This window comes from Paraburkholderia sp. NPDC080076 (genome assembly GCF_050281145.1).
Classification (GTDB): Bacteria; Pseudomonadota; Gammaproteobacteria; order Burkholderiales; family Burkholderiaceae; genus Paraburkholderia.
The window spans coordinates 76793-97749 of sequence record NZ_JBNNWQ010000006.1; the positions used below are offsets into that span (position 1 = coordinate 76793).

Annotated in this window: 19 protein-coding genes and 2 pseudogenes; 9 read left to right on the forward strand and 12 right to left on the reverse strand. The window is 60.5% G+C overall.

Annotation, left to right across the window (positions count from 1 at the left end; all coding sequences use genetic code 11):
• Nucleotides 1-6: 6 nt before the first annotated feature.
• Nucleotides 7-1251, reverse strand: coding sequence for a DUF1479 domain-containing protein (locus ACQKRQ_RS24195; protein WP_132379728.1), 1245 nt, complete (start codon nt 1249-1251; stop codon nt 7-9).
• A gap of 95 nt (nt 1252-1346) precedes the next feature.
• Between ACQKRQ_RS24195 and ACQKRQ_RS24200 the strand changes: the two genes are divergently transcribed.
• Nucleotides 1347-2303, forward strand: coding sequence for a helix-turn-helix domain-containing protein (locus tag ACQKRQ_RS24200; RefSeq protein ID WP_427479889.1), 957 nt, complete (start codon nt 1347-1349; stop codon nt 2301-2303).
• A gap of 35 nt (nt 2304-2338) precedes the next feature.
• Here the strand turns inward: ACQKRQ_RS24200 and ACQKRQ_RS24205 are convergent.
• From ACQKRQ_RS24205 to ACQKRQ_RS24215, 3 genes and pseudogenes are all read right to left on the reverse strand, one after another.
• Nucleotides 2339-2503, reverse strand: a pseudogene (locus tag ACQKRQ_RS24205) (3-methyl-2-oxobutanoate hydroxymethyltransferase); the annotation flags it as partial.
• A 169-nt stretch (nt 2504-2672) separates the two neighbouring features.
• Nucleotides 2673-3890 (reverse strand): tryptophan leader peptide, encoded by a 1218-nt coding sequence (locus ACQKRQ_RS24210; protein WP_427479891.1) that lies wholly within the window; start codon nt 3888-3890, stop codon nt 2673-2675.
• Nucleotides 3891-4226: 336 nt separating this feature from the next.
• A complete protein-coding gene (locus tag ACQKRQ_RS24215; RefSeq protein WP_427479893.1) occupies nt 4227-4655 on the reverse strand; it encodes a hypothetical protein in 429 nt (142 codons plus the stop codon).
• A 378-nt stretch (nt 4656-5033) separates the two neighbouring features.
• Between ACQKRQ_RS24215 and ACQKRQ_RS24220 the strand changes: the two genes are divergently transcribed.
• From ACQKRQ_RS24220 to ACQKRQ_RS24235, 4 genes are all read left to right on the forward strand, one after another.
• On the forward strand, nt 5034-5627 hold the full coding sequence (locus ACQKRQ_RS24220; protein ID WP_408179716.1) for a cytochrome b/b6 domain-containing protein: 594 nt from the start codon (nt 5034-5036) through the stop codon (nt 5625-5627).
• A gap of 2 nt (nt 5628-5629) precedes the next feature.
• A complete protein-coding gene (locus tag ACQKRQ_RS24225; RefSeq protein WP_427479895.1) occupies nt 5630-6421 on the forward strand; it encodes a molybdopterin-dependent oxidoreductase in 792 nt (263 codons plus the stop codon).
• A gap of 48 nt (nt 6422-6469) precedes the next feature.
• Nucleotides 6470-7084 carry a hypothetical protein gene (locus ACQKRQ_RS24230; RefSeq protein WP_342960170.1) on the forward strand — a complete coding sequence of 205 codons (615 nt, stop codon included), beginning with the start codon at nt 6470-6472 and terminating at the stop codon, nt 7082-7084.
• 122 nt (nt 7085-7206) lie between these two features.
• Entirely contained in the window at nt 7207-7668 is a 462-nt protein-coding gene (locus ACQKRQ_RS24235) for a CHRD domain-containing protein (RefSeq protein ID WP_427479897.1), read from the forward strand.
• Nucleotides 7669-7699: 31 nt separating this feature from the next.
• Here the strand turns inward: ACQKRQ_RS24235 and ACQKRQ_RS24240 are convergent, their stop codons facing one another.
• From ACQKRQ_RS24240 to ACQKRQ_RS24255, 4 genes and pseudogenes are all read right to left on the reverse strand, one after another.
• Nucleotides 7700-8392 carry a cytochrome b/b6 domain-containing protein gene (locus ACQKRQ_RS24240; protein ID WP_408179712.1) on the reverse strand — a complete coding sequence of 231 codons (693 nt, stop codon included), beginning with the start codon at nt 8390-8392 and terminating at the stop codon, nt 7700-7702.
• Nucleotides 8393-8420: 28 nt separating this feature from the next.
• Nucleotides 8421-8624: pseudogene (locus ACQKRQ_RS24245) on the reverse strand (TIGR00366 family protein); the annotation flags it as partial.
• A gap of 502 nt (nt 8625-9126) precedes the next feature.
• Nucleotides 9127-11514, reverse strand: coding sequence for a phosphocholine-specific phospholipase C (locus tag ACQKRQ_RS24250; protein ID WP_427479899.1), 2388 nt, complete (start codon nt 11512-11514; stop codon nt 9127-9129).
• 616 nt (nt 11515-12130) lie between these two features.
• A complete protein-coding gene (locus ACQKRQ_RS24255; protein ID WP_408317655.1) occupies nt 12131-12736 on the reverse strand; it encodes a TetR/AcrR family transcriptional regulator in 606 nt (201 codons plus the stop codon).
• A 130-nt stretch (nt 12737-12866) separates the two neighbouring features.
• Between ACQKRQ_RS24255 and ACQKRQ_RS24260 the strand changes: the two genes are divergently transcribed.
• Together ACQKRQ_RS24260 and ACQKRQ_RS24265 are read left to right on the forward strand one after the other, a co-directional pair.
• Complete coding sequence (locus ACQKRQ_RS24260) at nt 12867-13790, forward strand: NAD-dependent epimerase/dehydratase family protein (protein WP_427479902.1); 924 nt, start codon at nt 12867-12869, stop codon at nt 13788-13790.
• Nucleotides 13791-13792: 2 nt separating this feature from the next.
• Nucleotides 13793-14137 (forward strand): DoxX family protein, encoded by a 345-nt coding sequence (locus ACQKRQ_RS24265; RefSeq protein ID WP_427479903.1) that lies wholly within the window; start codon nt 13793-13795, stop codon nt 14135-14137.
• 326 nt (nt 14138-14463) lie between these two features.
• On the opposite strand, the gene ACQKRQ_RS24270 is transcribed toward ACQKRQ_RS24265, so the two are convergent.
• Entirely contained in the window at nt 14464-15420 is a 957-nt protein-coding gene (locus tag ACQKRQ_RS24270; protein ID WP_427479905.1) for a GlxA family transcriptional regulator, read from the reverse strand.
• 218 nt (nt 15421-15638) lie between these two features.
• Between ACQKRQ_RS24270 and ACQKRQ_RS24275 the strand changes: the two genes are divergently transcribed.
• Both ACQKRQ_RS24275 and ACQKRQ_RS24280 read left to right on the forward strand, forming a co-directional pair.
• The gene (locus ACQKRQ_RS24275) at nt 15639-16625 is read left to right on the forward strand and encodes a nitrilase-related carbon-nitrogen hydrolase (protein ID WP_427479907.1); all 987 of its coding nucleotides are present in this window, start codon (nt 15639-15641) and stop codon (nt 16623-16625) included.
• A 793-nt stretch (nt 16626-17418) separates the two neighbouring features.
• A complete protein-coding gene (locus tag ACQKRQ_RS24280) occupies nt 17419-17604 on the forward strand; it encodes a hypothetical protein (protein ID WP_132379702.1) in 186 nt (61 codons plus the stop codon).
• Between the two features lie 216 nt (nt 17605-17820).
• Here ACQKRQ_RS24280 and ACQKRQ_RS24285 read toward each other — a convergent pair whose 3' ends face one another.
• The 3 genes from ACQKRQ_RS24285 to ACQKRQ_RS24295 all read right to left on the reverse strand — a co-directional run bounded on the left by ACQKRQ_RS24285 (nt 17821) and on the right by ACQKRQ_RS24295 (nt 20928).
• Nucleotides 17821-18132, reverse strand: coding sequence for a DUF4148 domain-containing protein (locus ACQKRQ_RS24285; protein ID WP_427479908.1), 312 nt, complete (start codon nt 18130-18132; stop codon nt 17821-17823).
• Nucleotides 18133-18453: 321 nt separating this feature from the next.
• The gene (locus ACQKRQ_RS24290) at nt 18454-19641 is read right to left on the reverse strand and encodes an MFS transporter (protein ID WP_427479910.1); all 1188 of its coding nucleotides are present in this window, start codon (nt 19639-19641) and stop codon (nt 18454-18456) included.
• Between the two features lie 132 nt (nt 19642-19773).
• Nucleotides 19774-20928 (reverse strand): alkene reductase, encoded by a 1155-nt coding sequence (locus tag ACQKRQ_RS24295; protein ID WP_427479912.1) that lies wholly within the window; start codon nt 20926-20928, stop codon nt 19774-19776.
• Nucleotides 20929-20957 lie beyond the last annotated feature (29 nt).

Consider the following 20957-nt stretch of genomic DNA (forward strand, 5'->3'; position numbering starts at 1 on the left):
TAGCGCTTACAGATCGAAACCGAGTTGAGCTTTACCGAGAGGCGTCAGATCTTCGGCCGTAGCCCGTCCGACAAAGTCGACTTCGAAGTGGTCAGTAGGGAAGTCGGGCGGACTCTTGCCTTCAAGGAAGCTGGGCAATTGGCGCCTGAGGTATTCATCGTTTTTGGCACAAGCGGGCGCCGACGGGATATACATCACGTTGCTGTAGCCTGCACCGTGGTGCGCGTCTTCCACTGCGTGGATCACGTCGCTGTGCCAGAACACAGTGTCGCCCGCCTGCATGTGGGGAATCGATGACAGCGCGTCGAACAACGGCGCATGAAATTCCGGCTTGATGGAGAGCGCGCGACCAGGCATCGCCCCGCACAGGTCATCGTCGGCGACATCGTCCTGAAGGGCGCGCAGCAGAATGTAAGCCATCGCATTCGCAATGGGCACGAGCTGCAGGGTGCCGTCGCCGGGGCCTTGCGGCGTCAACGCGGTCCACCCCTGAAACGTGCGGAACATCGAACACACTGCGGGCGACGCGATCTCTTCGACGTCGGGCCGGAATGCGGCGTCGAACGGATCGTATTGACGCCAGTTGCCATCGAACACATGCCGGTACACCTTGCGGAAGTTACCTTCGATCCACCGCTCGACCGAGCCGCCGTCGCAATGCGCGGACAAGCCCAATGACTCGGAACCAGGCGGCCGTCGACGCATCCGGTCCGCGTAAACCGGCACCCGCTCTGGATCGAAATGGACCCGGCCTTCACTCTCATTGCGCCACAACTGGTTCAGAAAGACACGGGCCGCCGTCAGCGATGGCGCCTGCCGCGCGAGGACCTGCGGCTTTGACCAGTACACGCCGTAAATCTGTGGCTTGCTCGACGCGAGCTGGCCAAAGTATTTGTCCTCGGCGCGGTTCTGCAGGCGCGTATCCAGATCGTTGCGTTCGACGTAGTCCGCGATGTCGCGGTCCCACCCTTCCACCAGAGTGCGGTCGAACACATTGCGGATCACACATGCACCACGCGTTTTGACGAGGTCGATCTGCTCTGCGCTCACGCGCTGCTCCGCGATGTCCGAGAACTGGATTTCGGGGATCACGTTTTCGCCGCGACTGCGTTGCGCGGCAATTCTGCTGGCTTCGGCGCGGATCGTTTCATCCACCTCGGCGAAAACATCACGATAGTTCGGAAGTCGTGCGCGAAGCTCCTGTTTGGCCTGCCGGATGGCTGCCGGCAGATCGTCGATGATGAGTGCCATGGTCGTCTCCTTGTGGGTTCTGCTATGTCCGAAGCATAGGCTGACCGCACCCACAAAAGTGATACCATCCAGACAGTTTCTTTGCGCTTTCTGCCATGAAACCAGCATACGAACATGTCGAATTTGGCGACGACTGCTCCGTTAGGGTTTACCACCGGCGTTTGCCGCGCATTCCGTTTGAATGGCACCATCATCCCGAATACGAACTGACCCTGACGCTGAACAGTCACGGCAAGCGCTATATCGGGGATTCGATTGCAGACTATATAGACGAGGACCTGGTTCTCGTGCCGCCGAATCTTCCTCATACCTGGGCGTCGAACCGCTCGATTGACTCGGCATCTCCTCAGGTTGCAATCGTGATCTGGTTCGGCGGCGATTGGGCGCGTCGGCTTGCGGATGTCTGCCCGGAATATGCGCCTTTGCGTAATCTGTTACGCCGGGCGGCTTGCGGGCTGGCGTTCAGTCCGGAGGTCGGCGCCGCGATGCACACTCAGGTCGACGATCTGCTGTCCAGCGCCCCGCGAGAACGCCTTGCCGTAGCGCTAAACGTTTTGTGCACGCTAGCGGAAGCGCCTGGTGAGCCGCTCGCTTCGCCTACTGCGTTTAGCGACCGGACGGAGGGTCCTTCAGGCCACGAACCGGAACGTATCAATCGCGTGCTCTCGATCATCGATTTACGCTTCGCTGAACCGCTGCGTCTATCCGAACTTTGCGAGGCTGCAAATGTGTCGGAGCGTTCTCTGGCCCGCTACTTCGAGCAGCACATTGGAGAGAGCGTTGGGCGATATATCGCGCGGGTCAGGATTGGACATGCCTGCCGGATGCTCGCGCACACTTCCATCCCGGTTTCCGTCGTCGCAGCCCGCTCTGGATTTCCGAACGTCGCTAACTTCAACCGACAGTTCAAGGCGTTGAAGGAACTCACGCCCGCCGCTTATCGCAAACAGTTCACGGCCGGCGATATTGCCGAAACAGACGCCAGTCCACAGATCAACGAACGCTCACCTTCATTGCAACGAAACCCGCGACTACCGAAATCAATTGCGTAACGCAGGCAAGCGGCCCTAGGCGGCGCGGGATTGAAGCTGGCCGCATTGGAATGCCTTCTCGTCGGGTAAGCGGTCTTGCCGGGGAAGACGCCCAACATGTCGTGCATCACAAGCACTTGCCCCGAACAGTCCGGACCAGCCCCGATACCGATTGTTGGGATCGCTAGCAACTCCGTCAACTCGCTCCCGACAGAAGTCGGATTGGACCATGTCGATCTCGAAGAAGCCCATGGAGGTCCGACTCCCCGAATTTGCCGTGCTGGACCGCCTCATCGACAGACTCGCCGCCGAAGGCCGTACGCAGATCTGCCCTGGACGCTGCAAGCCCCGGCATTGGACGGCCGGACTTTTGACTTCGAGCGGGCGACGTCAGGCCGGCACCTGCCCGGGCGGACCGTCAAGGATACGGAGCTTGTCGCCAATGTCAGGAATATTGCGGCCGCCCGAGCGGAATTCGTTGTCAAGTCGATGCGCGGTTGCGCGACATTGCATAAGCGTCTCATGCAGTCGGGGTTCGGCCTGAAGGGCGGTCACCACCCTTTCCAGCTCAGACGGGGACTCACTCAGAAGGGCAGGAACGACCTCTTCTGGCGGTATCAGAGAGCCGTTACTTAGAATCTGTGCGGTCCAGTCGCATCCGTACAGAAGCGCGCGTCGCTCGGCCCTCTGCGCTTCTTCCTGGTCCAGTGTGGCAAGGCTGTGCCGGTTCCTGTGAAGGGAAGTGCGCCAGGTTGTGAGGATGTCAGCGCGCAGTCTTTCAATTGCGTCACCGAGCGGCGCGTTTTGCCCACCCGCCGCGAGGCGGCGTTCATCGAGTCGGTCGACGTAGTCCCGATATCCTTCCAGGAACGATTGCCAGTTCAGCGGTAGTTCGGTCGTCTGCGAGAACGAGAGGCTAAGCTCACCAAGCTCGTTGCTGATTTCGTGAAGGGACTGGGCGTCGGCAAGACGTGCTTCATAGACCTCATGAGCCGTCACCATCTGGCGGTGCAGGGGAAACAGGGGATTGCTGTAGCGTCGTTGCAGATGTCGCTCGGCAGCGCCAGGATGGGCGCTCCATTTCCAGTTCGATAGCGATTTCGCATCAAAGTCGACCTTGTCTATCATCGCTCGGAATACCGCCAGCGCCTCCTCGGTTGCATGGCCAAAGCAGTCAGCGAGCTTGTAATCATTGCCTTGCAGACTGGCGCTCTCATTCGCTCCGGCATAAGGGGATTCGGGAGCAAGGCGGAGGAAGCCTGTGGCCAGAAAGAATTCCATCGGAAGCTCTACCGACAGGCTCTCCAGCCGGAACGTGCGCGCCTCGGAGGAAATCGCCTCGATAGAATGCGCGAGGCGGCTTTCGAAGTCGAGGAGCGCGTCAATCCTGTCACCGGACGACGGTTGCGCTTCCTCAGCGAACAGGCAGAAGGACTCGCGTACCATTCGTGCCGCGATCGGGCCGTGCTTCTCGGCAAAGAGCCAGAACCAGAGGGCAAGCTGATATCCACGAACTCCGTTTCGCAGGACCGGTTCGACATCTGGCGCGAATATGATTCCTGGTGCGGCCCACCCTGAAAACGGTGCTGCATCGCTGGCGAGGTACATGTCCAGAAGCTGCTTTATCGACTGATTCGCATCGCTGGGCCAGCTTTGCGTCCCATCGTGCCGCTTCCCGGTCTTCCAGAGTCTCCAAGCCATCCTGAACCTCGCAAAGGGATGTGGTATACGCCTCGGCAACGATACTTGCACACTCGGGCGGGGCCGTAAACCGACGGCTGCTCCTCGTTCTTCCGGGACAGTTCGAAGCAGTCCTGGCGGCGCGCGTGAGGCCTGTAGGGGGAACGGCAATATCCGCAAATGCGACACCGATCACTGATCTGATGCCGCCAAAAGCAAGGCTTTCTCCGCCCGCTCCCTGGGCGAAAGGACAAGGCGCGCGAGTTAAGGAGCAGCAAGGAGGGTTGCCTGAAGAGCACGAATCGGGTCGCGCCGTTGCGAAGCACGGCGCCGCTCGTGTGTACGGTCCGTGCTATCGGCTGGCTCTGGCGCAGCGATACGGTGGCCGGAGGGAATGACCGTTTCCGGTTGTTCGGTCCAGCCGCACGAATCTCGTTGCGACTGATTGGAACCGTGCCACGACGGCCCTACGGCCGGCCAGTCACGCGCTGCACCATCGCGTAAAGCACCGACATCTGCAAGCCCTTTTTTTTTGCGCGCGAAGTGCGGGCCGTATTGATTGGAGCAACCCCACCAGTCAAAGCATGCATGCGGGTTGGTCGGCCCTGGCGCAGACGACGCAATCGTGTCGGGATACACGACGACCAGTTTGTTCGTATCGGCCCATTCGTTGATGCCGGCATCGGTGACCATCTCACGCGGATTGACGACCTGGTCTTGCGTGCCGGACCAGAGGTAGACGGGCTGTCCACGCAGGCTCGTCGCCGGGTCGTTCGAACGTCGGCTCCGCCCCTAGGTAACGGACCTTCCCCGACGATCGCACTCGTCGCGTCTCAGGCCGTTCCAGCGGGCCGTGACTGATTCTTGCCTGGTGCGAGTCACTTGCCTTCGAAACATGGACCAATTGGCGCTCTCGGCCGCAATGCCACGCATGCGGTCGCTTGTAAGAAAAATTATTTGTCGCGCAATGGAATAGTTGCGCGCTGGCCATGTTTACGTATGGCGACGCACCCTGGTCGCGGCCGGCCCGCAGTGCCGACCGTGTGCTACCTCATCAATCACGAGATCGCCTTGATTCACACAACGATTCAACCTGCCTGGGTCCGCATCACACACTGGATTAATGCGCTCGCTGTCGTATTGATGGTGACAAGCGGGTGGCAGATCTATGACGCCTCGCCGATCTTTCCAGCTTTACAGTTTCCTTCCGCCATCACATTGGGCGGCTGGCTCGGCGGGGCCTTGCAATGGCATTTCGCGATCATGTGGATGCTGGTTGCGAATTTCCTCATCTACGTCGGGCTGAATATCGCTTCGGGACGTCTGCGCCGGAAACTGCTGCCGGTCAGCTTCAAGTCGCTTGCAACCGATCTCGTCGCCGCACTGCGCGGCACGCTCGCGCATGAGGACCTCACGCGCTACAACGCGGTACAGAAATTCGCCTATCTGGTCGTCATCGTCGATATCGCGCTCGTGATCCTGTCGGGGCTGGCGATATGGAAGTCGGTGCAGTTCCCCCTGCTGCGCACGCTGATGGGCGGATACGACAATGCGCGCGTCGTGCATTTCGTTGCAATGAGCGTGCTGGTTGCGTTCTTCGTCGTGCATGTCGTCATGGTCGCGCTGGTGCCGCGCTCGCTGCTTCTGATGATTCGCGGACGGTGACCATGAGCTTTCGAAAAAAGGCTGTGGAGCCTGATACGTTTCTACGGTCTCATGCTGAATCCATCATCAAGGATGCGCGCAACGAGCTGAAAAATCCGGCCCGCCGGCTGCTTGGCAAGCGAGTTCTCACGCTCGGCGGCTTAGCTTTGCTGTCCGGCTGCGATCTGACCAATGACAAGTCGGTGAACACCATGCTGCGCAGAATGTCGTTCTTCAACGACGAGGTGCAAGCCATGTTGTTCAATCCGAACGAGATGGCCCCGACCTATCCGGAGTCGATGATCACACGGCCGTTTCCGTTCAACGCGTTCTACGATATCGACGATGTGCCCGAAGTCGACGCCGCGACCTACCGGCTACAGGTGGGTGGCCTCGCGACTGGCAAACGCGTCTGGACGCTCGACGAGCTGCGCGCAATGCCGCAGGAAAGCCAGATCACGCGCCATATCTGCATTGAAGGATGGAGTGCGATCGGCCGATGGGGCGGCGTGCGCTTCTCCAGCTTCCTGAAGCACTCGGGCGCGGACCTCACGGCGAAGTACGTGTCACTGCACTGTGCGGACAACTACTGGACCAGCATCGACATGCCAACTGCGTTGCATGTTCAGACGCTGCTCACACTCACATACGACGGCGAGGTGCTGCCGCCGAAATACGGCTTCCCGATGAAGTTGCGTATGCCGACCAAGCTCGGCTACAAGAATCCGAAGCATATCGTCGCAATCAGTGTGACGAACGAATATCCCGGTGGTTACTGGGAGAACCAGGGCTATAACTGGTTCGGCGGTTCCTGATGTGCACTAGTCCACTCTCGAAACTCAACAGTCCTTTATGGAGCATCCATGTCTATCCGCTTGAAACTTGGCGTCACCCTCGCCACGCTGGCTTTTGCCAGTGTCGTGCTCGCTCAGACGCCCGCCGCCAAACCGTCGCGTATCCGCGGCGATATTGTCTCGCTCGACGGCGACGTCCTGAAGGTGCATCGTCGTAGCGGCGACACTGTGTCGATCGAGCTCAAACCGACCGTTACCGTATCGGCGGTCAAGGCCATGCAGCTTTCGGACATCAAGCCGGGCACCTTCGTCGGCACGGCCGCAACGACGGGCACCGACGGAAAGTTGACGGCCACCGAAGTGGTCGTATTCCCCGAATCCGCGCGCGGCTCGGGTGAAGGTCACTACGCATGGGACCTCGGTCCGAACAGCACGATGACGAATGCGAACGTCGACACGGTGGTTCAGGGTACCAGCGGCCGGAATCTGAAGCTGTCGTACAAAGGCGGGAACAATGAGGTAACCGTACCGCCTAACGTACCCATTGTGACTTTCACGCCGGCCGCACGCACCGACCTGACCGCGGGCAAGAAGGTGTTTGTGGTCGCGACGGCCGCGTCGCAGGGTGCATTTGTCGCGCAGCGCGTGGTGGTCGAAAAGGATGGAGTCGCTCCGCCGATGTAGTCGATCGTCGGTCGGACGAATGACCTGCCCGCTGTGGTAGCACGTGGTTCAACCTCCGCAGCGGGTCGATTTATACTATCTGCAGCATCGCGCGTTCGCTGGTTCCTAAAGGAGAAAACAAAATGTCACGATCCATCTCGCAGTGCGCTTTCATGGTGTTGGGTGGCCTGGCCTTGGCAGGTACGCTGACCTTGGCGCAAGCGGCGCCGGTCTCGTTTGAAGTGCCGTTGACGGGCGCTCAACAGGTTCCGCCGGTGCAGACTCCGGGCAGCGGCACCGCCAACCTCACGTACGACTCAGGCACGCGGGTCGTAACCTGGAACATCAGCTTTGGCGGATTGTCGAGTCAGGCCACCATGGCACATTTCCACGGGCCCGCCCCAGCCGGCAAAAACGCTGGCGTGAAGGTGTGGCTCTCCCAGAAAGGCAACATGGAGATGACGAGCCCGATCAGCGGTCAGGCCACGCTATCCCCAGACGATGCCAAGATGTTCGAAGCCGGTGACATGTACATCAACGTTCACACCAAAACCAATCCGAACGGCGAGATCCGCGGCCAGGTGGTGCCGCCGAAGAGCAACTGATGCGACCACTGAAGCGGCATCCTGAGATCGCTCAGAGATAAGCCGCGAGCAGCATCACCACGGCAGCGCCGACGCCGAGCGGCAGCAGCGCCAGCAGCGCTGGCGTCTGCCGCGGCGCATCGATAGACGAGGGCAACAGCTTGTATCCCGTTAGCATCGGGCGCAGCAGGTTGTGTCCCTTCGCTACCGCATAGAGAGCGATCACGAGCACGTGCAGCGCCACCGCGGCGAGCAGCACGTCCCAAACAAGCCCGTGTAGCGTCGAGATCGCGTTGGCGAGCCACGCGGGCACGACTTCGCTCAACGGCCCTTCGTCGGCGATGTCGTTGTTGACATAGAGCCCGCTCAGCGTCTCGACCAGCAGCAACGCGAGCAGCAGCAGGACCATCCAGCCGCCGGCCGCATTGTGGCCCACCTGCACATCCGGATCGCGGCGAAACAGGTGGTGCAAATGACGAAGTGCTGCTGCGGGCGACGCCACGAAACTGCGAAAGCGCGCGGTCTCACTGCCAAAGCAGCCCCACAGCAGCCGGGAAATAACCAACGCGAGCAGCGTCTCGCCGACCCGGACGTGCCAGTCGATCCAGTTTAGTTTCAAGGTGACATAGGCCGCCGTGACCAGCACGACCACCAGCCAGTGAAACAGTCGCACCGGCGCGTCCCAGACCAGCACCGGGCGGCGGACAGGCTGTGTCGGCCGGGTGACAAGTTCGTGAGTATCCATGTGTTGCGCCTCCGTCCGCAAGCGATTGGAAGAGATACAGGCCCGGGGTGAACACCACTCCGGAAAATAGCAACGCGGTGACGCAATAGTCCATGATATCCCGTACGCAGGCTTCTCAATCGCGAGCGCCGGCAGCGCCCAGAACGGTTGCTTAATGGTCCGAGTCTCGCCGAAAGCGATTGCCATCGCCGCCTTGCCCCAAGTCCGCGTGCAGCGCGCACGCGGCTGGTACCGCGATTACGAATCTATCAGCTCATCCAACCGCGCGCCCGTTGTGGGTGGCGAAACGACCGATGTACTTCGCAAGCGGCCGTTGAATTCCCGCCCGGTCGAAGGGCCCAATTGGGGCGCATCGCGCCGATCGCCAGCTTGCGAGTTTCAGGCATGATGCACCATCCGCCGTTTGCGTTCAGTGTGGGGCTCCCTGTGGCACCGCATGCCGCCGCTGGCGATAAGGAGTTCGTCCCTGAGCCATCGTGCGTGCGGTCCAAACGCTCGATGCATCCGGGTATCGATCAATGTGAGACTTACGGATTGGACCTGGTTAGTGGGGCATTAAAGAATTCGAATCACCGAGCCGATATTCACCGTATCCCAGAGATCAAGCACCATGGAAGGTGCGGGCGCCTGATCCAAACCGTTCGGGCGAGGAGCGGTAGCCGTGAGCCGATGCACTGGAAGACCTTCATTGCACGAGAGGCACTGAGCTAATGCCCGGTGCCTCTCGTCTTCGATCAGAAGCTGTCGATCATCCCCATCGCAGGGTCGGTCACCGAGTGACGGCCGGTTTCGATACGCCCGGCGATGCGACGCAAGAAGCTGCGGTCTGTGCTGCTGGTGATCTCGAAGTCATACCAGAAGCCGGTCTGGGCGAGGTTCCAGAAGAGCGCGACCGGGAACGCGCCGTTGGTGCTTACCGCCCAGGTGTGACCTGGGTCGAGGCGATCATTCCGGGAGAACGGGGCAGGCTCCGGCCATGCGCCGAAGCCCGGCACCGGGAAACCAGCGAAGCCCAAAGGACCTTGGCCAAAAACCGGACTCGGCAAACCTGGGAAAGCCTGCAGCGCACCGTAGACCTTGTTGGACTTCACTGTGAACTGTGCGAGACCGGCACCTTCGTTGCGCAGTTGCAGGTGCAGGTTGCCGGTTAGGGAGCCGTAACCCACACGAACTTCCAGATTGGCGGTTCTGTGCCCCTTCAGCGCGGCGAGGTCGCCCCTGAATTCGCGATGGTAGCCGTTCGGGCCGAGTACCCACAGGTCGTACTTGCCGAGGTCCGCGGAGGCCGGCGCCCACACGTCGTCCAGCGTCTTGCCCGGCTCGACTGCGTAACGCTTCGGCAGGCGGTCCAGGTGCAACTTGTCATAGACGTGGAACACAGCACCTTGGCGACCGGTATTGGCGAACAGCAGTTTTACGGTACCGGTGCTCGCGTCCACATGAGCGCTGGCATGCAGTTCGTACGGCAGCGCACGCGACGGGCGGAAGCCGTTAGCCTGCTTCGGCATACCCCGGCTGGCGTCCGGCACGATCTGGCCCAGCGCCTGCTGCGTGGCGCGCAACGCATCGGCGTCGGCCTTGCTCTTCTCGCCCGCGATGGTCGGCAGCGGCTCGTTGTTCGGCGTCGCGAAGTTGAAGGCCGAAGTCAGGTCGCCGTTGATCAGCCGGCGGTACGTCGAGATGTTGCTTTCCTTGATGCCGAAGCGGGCTTCGAGGAAGCGCAGCACCGAAGTGTGATCGAACGTCTGCGAATTGACCCAGCCGCCGCGGCTCCACGGCGAAATCACCCACAGCGGCACGCGCGGACCCGGGCCGTACGGCTTGCCGTCCGGCCCGCTCGGCTGGCTGTTAGGCGTCGCGCCTGTGTCGGCGCGGGTCACGTACGGATGTGTGAAGTATTCGACGCCCAGGTCGGCGCTGCCCAGCGTGGTCTTTCCGGCGTAGGTGCCGTCACCGTTCGGCGACGGGACAGCGGCCGGGGGCACGTGGTCGAAGAAGCCGTCGTTCTCGTCAAAGTTGACGAGCAGGACGGTCTTGCTCCATACCTCGGGCACGGCGGTCAACGCATCGAGAAATTGCTGCACGAACCACGCGCCCTGCACCGGGCTCGAAGGCCCCGGGTGCTCGGAGTAGACGTCGGTCGGAACGACCCACGAGACTTCCGGCAGACGGCCGTTTCTCACATCATCGGCGAAAGCCTCGACGAAGGTGCCGTTGGTGTTCGGGTCGGTGTCCGTGGTCGGCAGTGTGTTCGCGTAGCCCTTGATCAGCGGCTGGGCCACGGCATCGGTCGGGTTGTAGACCGGCTCGGCGGCCTGGCTCAGCGACGTGCTGACCTGACGCGCCGACGGCAGCGCCTCGTTGGCCCGGCGGTACTGCTTGAAGCCGAGCAGCGGGTTGCAGCCGAAGGTGTTCTTGATGTTCTGATACACCTTCCAGGTCACACCGGCCTCTTCCAGGCGCTCGGCGGTGGTCTTCCAGTCGAAGTAGGCCGATGCCGATGTGGTGACGTCAAAGTCGCCGCTGAAGTTGTTCACGAAGGTTTTGCCATACGCAGGACCATTCGTGCCGGTGGAATGGATGATGCGATTCGGGTGCGTGCCGCCAAGGAACGCGCAGTGGTAGTCGTCACAGATGGTGAACGCTTCGGCCAGCGCTCGCTGGAACGGGATTTCAGCCGTGTCGAAGTAGCCCATTGTCTGGTCCTGCTTGGACACCGGCCATGCAGCCATGCGGCCACCATCCCATGCGTTTTGCGTGTCGACCCAGCTATGCGGCGTGCCGGTCACGCGCTGCGCATTGCCCTTGGTCTCATCCAGATGGTATGGCAGGTCCACGTTGCCGTTGGCATCGATCTGCTGCCACACGTTGCGGCCGTTCGGTAGCGGAATCGTGAAGCGATCGCCGTAGCCGCGCACACCCTTATAGGTGCCGAAGTAGTGGTCGAACGCGCGGTTTTCCATCATCAGGATCACGACGTGCTTGACGTCCTTGATCGTGCCGCTCTCATGATGCGCGGGAATCGCGAGCGCACGACGGATGCTGGGTGGAAATACGCTGAGCGCGGCAGCCGACAGGCCGGCCGTGGCGGTACTCTGGAGAAATTTGCGGCGGGAATTCACGTGCAGGTGCTCCTTCTTGTTTGGCTGATCGTCGAAACCTTCGATAGCGTTCACTGCAGCCGATCGCTCTGCGAACCCGCATGGCTTGTCACGATCGACCGCATGCATCGTTCGCGCTCCATGCTCGATATCGCCCGTTAAGACGGCTGCCTGCCGAGACCCCGCTCGTGGAAGCTCAAGGATGTCTTGTTGCACGCCCGTAACCTGTCGTTCGGTAATTGTCAGGATCGGGCGACTGACGAATATAGGGAGCAACAATGACGGTATGGTGTCGGTGCTCTAATAGTTTTCGTAGTCGAGGGACGGCGATGGTCAGCGTGTCGGTATCCTTGGGCAGGCTCCGACAGGTTGTCCGATGTGGTTTCGATGTCCGGCCTTCTCCGATAGCAGCCTTTGACTAGCGGAGCGTGTGACAGGCAGGAGTGAGTTGCGTGTCGTCGATCGGCGGCAGGCAGTGACCGGCCACAAAACGACACTCGCAATTTTGGAAACGCGCCCGGATCGTACGGAAACCGGTGCGCGACTGGGTTCGGAATCGGACACCCGCTGTCTTGGTTCCCGCGCTGCACGCTGTGGCGTTCCGCATGCAGCGGCTCGACATCTTATGCGCCGGTGCTTAGCGAAGTGCAGCCGCTACCGCCTCGTCAATCTGCAGCGCAAAGCGTGCTTCGACATCGGGCACCGTGTAGCCAATTGACAGTTCCAGATACGCGTCGCCAAGCACCAACTGAACGAATGTCGCTGCCCGCGTTGCAGCAGTCGATTCGTCAAATCGCTCTCGCAGAATATTGGCGGCGAAGGCACGCACGACCTTTGCACCATTTTCGAAAAACACCTGGCCGAGTGCCGGAAGACGCTCGGCCTCAGCAACGATGGCCCGGTAAAGCCGCAGATTATCCGGCGTAATTAGGCTTCGTGCCAACACCCATCCCAACTCGCGCAACTCGACTTCGGGTGATCCATCGGATTGCTCGTCCCGAGCGCTGGCAAGAAGTCCACCCACCTGAGCGCACATCGAACTCACCAGACCGACGAAGAGCGCCTCCTTCGACTTGAAGTGGCGGTAGACCGTCTGTTTGCCGACGCCAGCGGCCGCGGCGACATCGTCCATCGTTGCCAGGCCGAAACCCTCGCGTAAGAAAACGGTTTTCGCGCCGTCGAGGATAGCGGACCGCTTGCGGCTTTGCAGCGGGCTCAGGCCGGGGAGAGAAGAAGTGTCCATGCGAGATAAATAACAGATCGCCGAGTAGTTGACAAGACTGGGTAGTCTCGTTTAGATTTGTCAAAACGAGACTGATGAGTCTCGTTTGTATGACTTTTCAACTTCGCAGGCAATCATCGTGGAGAACGCTATGGAACTATTCATCACAGGTGGTACGGGCTTCATCGGGCAGGCGGTCGCGCGCAGGGCAATCAGCCTCGGCCATCAGGTGACGGCGCTGGTGCGCGAGGACAGCTCGGCGGCCGCCAGCGCGCTGGCACGTCTCGGCGTGAAACTGCATGGCGGCGACTTGCGCGAGCCACAGTCTTTCGCTGCGACTGCCGGTGCCGCTGATGGCGTGGTGCACATGGCGTCGACCAACGATGCTTCCGCCGCTGCTGCTGACGAGGCCGCGGCTGTAGCGATGCTTTCGCATCTGCATCCGGGCGCAGCGTTTATCTATACGTCGGGCACCTGGGTCTACGGCAAGACAGAGGGGGAGCCCGCGACTGAAGCATCGGCGCTGAATCCGACACCACTCATCGCGTGGCGGCCCGCAGTGGAGCAACAGGTGCTGGCGCTAGCGGCACGCCGCTCGATTGCTGCAGTGATCCTCAGGCCGGCCATGGTGCACGGCTACGGCGGCGGCATCTTCGGCATGCTTGCCGGCATGGTCCGTCAGACCGGCAGTGTGAGGTTCGTCGGCGATGGTCGCAACCACTGGCCTGCCGTTCACGTCGATGATCTCGCCACGGCCTACCTGAGCGCGGTGGAGCGGGCGGCAAGCGGGGACGGTCGAGTCGCGGGACAGATCTTCAACGTGGTCGCGGAAGATGCCGTTGCCATTGCCGAAATGGGCGAAGCGATTCGTGCCTCGGTCGGTGCCGACTGCGTCGAATTTTGGCCGCTCGACGATGCTCGCAAATCGCTTGGGCCATTTGCTGACGCACTGGCGCTCGACCAGACGGTAAGCGGCCAGCATGCCCGGCGAGTTCTTGCGTGGGAACCCCACGGCCCTGGCCTGATTGCGGACCTCTCTGTACAGAAGCACTTTCAGCAAAGCAACGGAGCATGACCATGGCGTTAAACACTGCATCTTTCGAATCGATTCTCGCGGTGATCGTAGCGGTTCTGTTCGCCGTTGCTGGGGTCGTCAATCTCGCACGACGCGGCGCGGTGAAGCGCGACTTCGCACGCTGGGGTTACCCGGCCTGGTTTCAGTTGCTCTGTGGCGCGCTCGAGTTGCTCAGTGCAGCACTTCTTCTTGGACAACAAACCAGAGTTTTGGGCCTAACGCTCGCCGGCGCGATCATGATTGGCGCGCTCTTCACGTTGCTAAGAAATCGGGAGCCGTTCCGGCATCTCGCCCCGGCGCTGATCTTCTCGGCTCTCGTTGTGGCTACTGTGGCGCTCCGCGGTTGATGTCCTCGCCACCAGGCGGCGCGGGCAAATCTGTGCTGCAGGTACTTGAAATGCGCACAGGATAGCGGCAATGGAGCAACTCCGAACTGATCAAGTGCGTCACGTGTCTGCTTTTTGTAGCGATAGCTGGGCGCTCCGGGTCGTCTGCCGCAGATCACCGCTTTACGTGCCACGGGAAACTGCCCCTCACGCATGGGGCAGCGGGCGGAGAGTTTCCGCCGTTCGCCATCGCTGCGACGCTGACATCCGACCGTCTGCTTCGCTCGTCCACCGGCCGCCTTTGGGTGAGCCGTGCGCGTGGGCCAGGGTCGCTGCGCCAGGCGACGTCAGTTGTCGGCGGCCGGTGCCGCACGGGCGCTCCTACGCAGGACATCGGCAGGTACGCCAAACGTTCGGAGGAACGCACGCCGCATACGTTCCCGATCCGAGAAACCCGTTTCCTGCGCCACCACGTTAATCGTGTGGCGGCCGTGCTCAATCATGAATCTGGCTGCTTCCAGGCGAAGCTGTTCCACAGCTTTGGCCGGCGACTGACCGGTCTCGGCGACGAAGGCGCGGCTGAACTGGCGAGGGCTGAGGTTTGCGACGTCCGCAAGCTCCTCAATGGTGAGCGGATTGCGCAGGTTACGGCGAATATGCGCGAGGACCAATTCAATCCGATCGGATTTCGGCGTCATGTCCAGTAACGCGGAATGCTGCATCTGACCACCAAGCCGACGCTGATTCATGACAAGAAGTCGGGCAACCATTTTTGCGGCGTCGGGGCCGAGGTCGTTATCGAGCAACGCCAGGGCGAGGTCGATGCCGGCCGTCATTCCCGCCGAAGTCCAGACTGGACCGTCGTTGACAAATATCCGGTCTTCTTCCGTGCGGACTTTCGGGAATCGCGCTCTGAATTCGGATGCGTGTGCCCAATGCATGGTTGCGCGTCTGCCATCCAGGAGTCCCGCCTCGGCAAGGACAAATGCGCCACTGCAGATCGAGGCTATCCGTCTGGATGCCTTGGCCGCCTCTTTCACGAATGCAACTACGGGAGCATCGGAAGCGGGCATTTTCATTTCAGTGATTGAGCCGACGATGACCGTGTCGAATGTCGGGTCGCCAAACGCCTCGGTTTCCAGTGTCATTCCACCCGAAGATACAACAGGACCACCGTGTTCAGACAGGAGATGGACGTCGTAGCAGTGGCCTCTCGGCGGCATGTTCGCGATCTCGAATACCGTAAGGGCCGCGAGGCTCATCATCTGAAATCTTCTCGGCACTATGAAGCCAATCCGGTGCATGTCTGATCCTGCCGTTCGCAACATGAACGTGCTGTGAATGAGCGCCGTATGGGTCGAATTCCCAAATAGCAACTAATGATTCCGAGCTGCGAGCTTTCTGCGCGCGAGCGACGGATGTCATGAATGGTGGCAACAACGACATACATCGTAATGGCCTGCGACGTTAAGGTACAAGCACTTCTCTCATCCGCCTCGCAGCCAGCGAAAGGAACACCATCATGTCGAAAATCATCCGCGCCGCAGCCGTTCAGATCGCGCCTGTCCTCTATAGCCGGGAAGGCACTGTCGATAAAGTCGTCAGAAAAATTCTGGAGCTCGGCAAGCATGGCGTCCAGTTCGCGACGTTCCCTGAGACCGTAGTTCCCTATTATCCGTACTTCTCGTTCATCGAATCGCCATTTGCAATGGGTGCCGAGCATTACAAGCTGCTCGAGCAGGCGGTGACTGTCCCCTCGGACGCGACTCGCGCAATCGGCGAGGCCGCACGCCAGGCCGGAATGGTGGTGTCGATTGGCGTCAATGAACGCGATGGCGGCACGATCTACAACACGCAACTGCTGTTCGATGCCGACGGCACGCTCGTGCAGCGGCGCCGGAAACTGTCGCCGACTTATCACGAGCGAATGGTCTGGGGAATGGGCGACGGCTCAGGCCTGCGAGCAATCGATACCGCCGTGGGCCGAGTCGGCCAGTTGGCCTGCTGGGAGCACTACAACCCGCTCGCACGTTACGCGCTGATGGCAGATGGTGAGGAAATCCATTCGGCCATGTATCCGGGTTCGTTCGCCGGTGATCTTTTCTCGGAGCAAATCTCCGTGAACATCCGCCAGCATGCGCTGGAGGCGGGTGCCTTTGTGGTCAACGCGACCGCCTGGCTGACGCCCGAACAGCAACAGCAGATTCTGCAGGATACCAATACAACCCAGATTGGTCCGATCTCCAGCGGCTGTTTCACCGCCATTGTTTCGCCGGACGGCGAGTACATGGGTGGCGCGCCGCTGCGTCAAGGAGAGGGAGAGATCATCGCGGATCTGGATTTCTGGCAGATCGACAAGCGCAAACGCATGATGGACTCGCGTGGTCACTACAGCCGTCCCGACGTGCTCGGACTGGTGATCGACCGTACACCGAAGCTTCACGTCATCGAGCGATCGGTGCACGCAGTGGGTGAAGAGTCAGCCAGCGATCTGGAAGAGCTCGCCTGAGCCGCGTGTGAAATCGCGGGATACCGGCGTCGAGTGCGCATCGCGCGAGTGCGATGCGACAGACGCGCGAAATTCAATCAGGCCCAAGAGGCTTGCCGTTGAACCTCCGACTATGGGTTGTGTGCGCTTCCGTCGACAACAGTTGGTCTAGGCGGCTTGGCGAGTATTCGCATCGCTGCGGCAGCGAGTGTCTTCGATGACCTGCATGAGTGCCTCGCAGGAGAATGGCTTCTGCATAGACAAAGCGTCTCCCGTCATTGAAACGAGGAAAGCCGCGGAGCGAATCGGCGTTTCCCTCAGCGACCATGCGACAGCACTGCCTTTTATGTCGGGCAGGTTCTCGTCAAGGAAAGTGATTTCAAAAGCGCCGATACGAAGGAGTCTGGGCGCAGTTTCGCCATCGTAGGCCACAGCACTATGGTGGTCATAGCAGTCCAGCAGGAAAGCCAGACTGTCCGCGACAGACTCACTGTCGTCAGGCTTCGATCGGATTCGAAGCCTCGAGGACATCGTACAAACACGGCATACGTAGGCGGACCGCATGTGTCGCGATCTAACCCACAGCACCAGACGCAAAGTTGGATCCGACCCACCAGCCGCAGCGCGCACGTCTCTCTATCAATTCGCACTGATCGCCATTAAAAATCCAATATTTTCAACTAGTTGTGTGATCGCTTACCGCGACGCCACCGTTTTGGCACGCACTTTGCGTTGAACCTCATCGAGGAGTGGCGACACCCTCAAAACAGGCTCTGACATTCCTGACTGACTAATTTCCCCTTGGAGAATCGAAATGAACACGCTGGCAATCAAAGACCTCCCCGTAGCCGTTGAGATGGATCGTACTGCAATGACCGCCGTCAGCGGCGGCAGGTTGCCGCAACAGATCGTGAACATCATCCAGGCCGTTTCAGACTATGCAAATGACGCTCCTACCCAGCACAGTTTTACTGGCAGCGGGGCTTCTGTGACGTACTAACAGAAACACGGTGTTTCGTAGCTCAAGGCCCCGCCAACGAGGGGCCTCTTTGAATTCGCTTCCGATTCCTCACCAAGCGTGCTCAACTTTTCTCCTCGCAAAACAACGTGCAGCCCACGTTGCAATGGATCAGCGCTGCAGCTGCGCTGCACTGCACTGCGCGCGCCGTTGCTGCGCGCTAAGTCCGAGGAGGTCCGTAGTGGCTCCGGGGGCCTCTCACTTGGGATGCGACTGCTTGCATTCCGTTTCGAACCAATGGTCGACCTGGCGCTGCGCCGCGTGTAGATTCGCTGGGTAGTGTGGGTCGTTGTGCCATGGTGATGGGTTGTAGCCCGCTTTCCTCAGGGCCGAAAGCTCGCTTTGGTGTTGCGACTTCGTCCGAGGCGCGTTGCTTCTAATCGCGGCCAGGTCACGGCACTCCGTTGGGCTCAGATGTGGCGCGCCTTGTGGCGCGCCGGCGGCGGCATATCCAGTCGCCAGGAGCGTCAACGCGGCAAGCGTCGAGCAGTTTCTCATGAGGTTTTCCATAGCGCATCTCCACGCGTCCGATTGGCGCAACGCGAGCGGTGCGATACCGCCGGTCGCGCGTGACTTCCGCGTTTATTTTGCCTTAGTCCAGTCACCGGAAGAAGGCCACTGTACAAAGAGAAGAAAGTCAGGCGCCAGCGCCTCGAATGACCATGGCACCTCCGAAAAGAGAAATACGCCCACCGGTTGTCGAGCGTCCGGGAAGCGTCGGCTACGGCCGATCGCTCGTAGGGCGGAAGTCGGCCACATTGGGACGTTGATCCATGCCTTCATGCAGACGTTCGAACGTCTGCGCCGGCCCAGATAGCGTTTCCAGGTTCATCACTTTGCCGGAAAGGCGTGGCGGCGACCGAACCAGACCACCAGAAATGTCGGCACGAGCAGAAGAGCAATCACGCCAGGCAGGTAACGAGCGCCAAGCGTCGTAAGCATCGCGCCACCGACCAGGCCGCCGCCTGCAATCGCAATATTCCAGCAAGTGACGAATATCGACTGTGCGACATCAGCCGCCTCGCCTGCAGCATTTGCGGATGCATTCTGATACAGCGTTCCGGCACCGCCGAAGCTAATCCCCCACGCTGCGATGCTCGCATAGATTACGAAAGGAGACTCTTGCCAGATGAACATTGCTGCGGAGGCGAGGCAGAACATAGCGACGCTAGCAAGGACGAGTTCTCGCAGCCACTGGTCAACGAGGACGCCGATAATCCAGATGCCGACGAGAGCACTCACGCCGAAGACGAACAATGCTGTTTGCACGCTGCCCGACATGCCTGACGAGGCGAGGAACGGCGAGATGTAGGTATAGATGACGTTGTGGGACATCGCATACGCGAGCGTGACGATCAGCACAGGCTTCACACCCGGAATGCCAAACACTTTGCCGATGGACAGGTGGCGACTTGCGGCGAGGCCCGGAAAGTCGGGTACGCCAAAGCGAACCCACGCCAGCAACAGAACTGTCAGGGCGCTCATGACGCCAAAGGCGGAGCGCCAGCCAACAGCCTGTCCGAGGACGGTGCTGAGCGGGATACCAAGCGACAGTGCGATTGGTGCGCCTACCATCGCTATCGCGATGGCGCGGCCGCGCAGATGTTCGGGGGCCATGCGACTGGCGTGACCCGCAACAAGAGCCCAAAGCAGCCCAGCGAAGACTCCCGCGAAGAACCGTGCGGCGAGTGTAATCGCGTAGTTCGTCGACAGGGCCGTCACCGTATTCAGCACGAAGAAGCCACCGATGGCCAGCAGCAGCACTGACCTTCTACGCCATCCGCGTGTCATGGCCGTCAAGGGGATAGCTGCGATTATCGAGCCGATCGCATAGGCCGTGACGAGCTGCCCAGTCAGCGCTTCCGAAACATTCAAATCTGCGCCAATCTGCGGCAACAATCCGGCCGGCATGGCCTCGGTCATCATTCCAATGAAGCAGGCTGTGGCCAATGCAAGTAATCCCAATACTGGGAGTTTTGTTGATACGTCTATTTCAGTTGACGCTGCGGGTGTAGCCATTCTGTTCTCTCATGTGCTTGGGTTACGAAGCTGTTCCAAACCCAGAGACTCGATTGAATTCGTTTGTTGCGATCACGACTCCTGCATCGAAGCCCACGCCGGGCTCCTCTGCCAAGGCTGGGACCCCGCACTTCAAGGACTTTCCGCGCGCTCGACCGAATAGGCGGGGAAGTCCGTGTAGCCCACTTCACCGCGGCGGGTATAGAAGGTCGATGGGTCGGCTTCGGCTAGCGGCCAGCCATGCTTGAGCCGCTCCGCCAGGTCCGGGTTTGCGATGTAGGGTCTGCCGAAGGCGATCAGGTCCACTAGCCCGGTGTCGAGCGCAGCCTGAGCGCTCTCGCGGTTCGTGAAGCCGCCGCACCAGATGATCGCGCCGGGAAAAGCGGCGCGAACCTTGGCGAGTAAAACGTGGTCGATGTGCCGTTCCTTGAACGCGCTGCTCTCCATGTTTCCCGCAGGCATGAGCTGATAGACCAGATGCATGTAGGCGACCCCGCGGCGACCCAATTGCTCTGCCACGTACAGCAGGGTTTCCTCGGCAAGAGGGTCTGCCGGCATGGAGTTGTACTTGCCGAACGGAGACAACCGAACACCGACGCGCCCCGGACCCAATTCACGCACCGCCGCTTCAACGACTTCCATCAGGAATCGCGTGCGATCCTCGACATTGCTGCCTCCGTAGCGGTCGTCACGGGTGTTGAGCACCGAGTTCATGAACTGGTCGAACAGATAGCCGTTGGCTCCGTGGATTTCGACACCATCGAAACCGGCCTGCCGGGCGTTGGCGAAGGCCTGGGAAAAGGTGCCGACCAATGCCGACACTTCATCGGTGCTGAGGCGCCTTGGCGTGCCTGCACGAATGAAGCCCAACTTGCCATCGGCATCGTGGGCAAACACATCGGAATGCTCAGCGCGTTCCCCGGTTACCCCCCAAGGGGCCTCGCCATTCGGCATGATCGACGGATGCGCCATCCTGCCGACATGCCATATCTGCAAAAATATCGTACCGTCATGGCGGTGAACTTCATCGGTCACCCAACGCCAGCCCTGCCGCTGGGCTTCTGTGTAGATGCCGGGCGTCAAGGCGTAGCCTTTGCTGGATGGTGCAACGTCGGTGGCCTCGGTCACGATCAGGCCGGCACCGGCCCGCTGCCCATAATAGGTACCCATCAGTTCATTGGGGACATCGCGATCGGACGTCCGAGTGCGAGTCATGGGCGCCAGGACAATGCGATTCTTCAGCGGAACGATGCCGCCAAGGACTTGAGATTCGAACAGGTTGGCCATATGTCTTCCTTCGATTGGTTACGATCGAA

Bases quoted from the DNA above. Each gene is read 5' to 3' on its own strand.
- ACQKRQ_RS24270 (WP_427479905.1), bottom strand. From the start codon at position 15,420: ATGCACCGGATTGGCTTCATAGTGCCGAGAAGATTTCAGATGATGAGC.
- ACQKRQ_RS24195 (WP_132379728.1), bottom strand. From the start codon at position 1,251: ATGGCACTCATCATCGACGATCTGCCGGCAGCCATCCGGCAGGCCAAA.
- ACQKRQ_RS24290 (WP_427479910.1), bottom strand. From the start codon at position 19,641: ATGGCTACACCCGCAGCGTCAACTGAAATAGACGTATCAACAAAACTC.
- ACQKRQ_RS24230 (WP_342960170.1), top strand. From the start codon at position 6,470: ATGTCTATCCGCTTGAAACTTGGCGTCACCCTCGCCACGCTGGCTTTT.
- ACQKRQ_RS24215 (WP_427479893.1), bottom strand. From the start codon at position 4,655: ATGGTCACCGATGCCGGCATCAACGAATGGGCCGATACGAACAAACTG.
- ACQKRQ_RS24235 (WP_427479897.1), top strand. From the start codon at position 7,207: ATGTCACGATCCATCTCGCAGTGCGCTTTCATGGTGTTGGGTGGCCTG.
- ACQKRQ_RS24210 (WP_427479891.1), bottom strand. From the start codon at position 3,890: ATGTACCTCGCCAGCGATGCAGCACCGTTTTCAGGGTGGGCCGCACCA.
- ACQKRQ_RS24260 (WP_427479902.1), top strand. From the start codon at position 12,867: ATGGAACTATTCATCACAGGTGGTACGGGCTTCATCGGGCAGGCGGTC.
- ACQKRQ_RS24255 (WP_408317655.1), bottom strand. From the start codon at position 12,736: ATGGACACTTCTTCTCTCCCCGGCCTGAGCCCGCTGCAAAGCCGCAAG.
- ACQKRQ_RS24240 (WP_408179712.1), bottom strand. From the start codon at position 8,392: ATGGATACTCACGAACTTGTCACCCGGCCGACACAGCCTGTCCGCCGC.
- ACQKRQ_RS24280 (WP_132379702.1), top strand. From the start codon at position 17,419: ATGAACACGCTGGCAATCAAAGACCTCCCCGTAGCCGTTGAGATGGAT.
- ACQKRQ_RS24275 (WP_427479907.1), top strand. From the start codon at position 15,639: ATGTCGAAAATCATCCGCGCCGCAGCCGTTCAGATCGCGCCTGTCCTC.
- ACQKRQ_RS24200 (WP_427479889.1), top strand. From the start codon at position 1,347: ATGAAACCAGCATACGAACATGTCGAATTTGGCGACGACTGCTCCGTT.
- ACQKRQ_RS24265 (WP_427479903.1), top strand. From the start codon at position 13,793: ATGGCGTTAAACACTGCATCTTTCGAATCGATTCTCGCGGTGATCGTA.
- ACQKRQ_RS24225 (WP_427479895.1), top strand. From the start codon at position 5,630: ATGAGCTTTCGAAAAAAGGCTGTGGAGCCTGATACGTTTCTACGGTCT.
- ACQKRQ_RS24285 (WP_427479908.1), bottom strand. From the start codon at position 18,132: ATGGAAAACCTCATGAGAAACTGCTCGACGCTTGCCGCGTTGACGCTC.
- ACQKRQ_RS24295 (WP_427479912.1), bottom strand. From the start codon at position 20,928: ATGGCCAACCTGTTCGAATCTCAAGTCCTTGGCGGCATCGTTCCGCTG.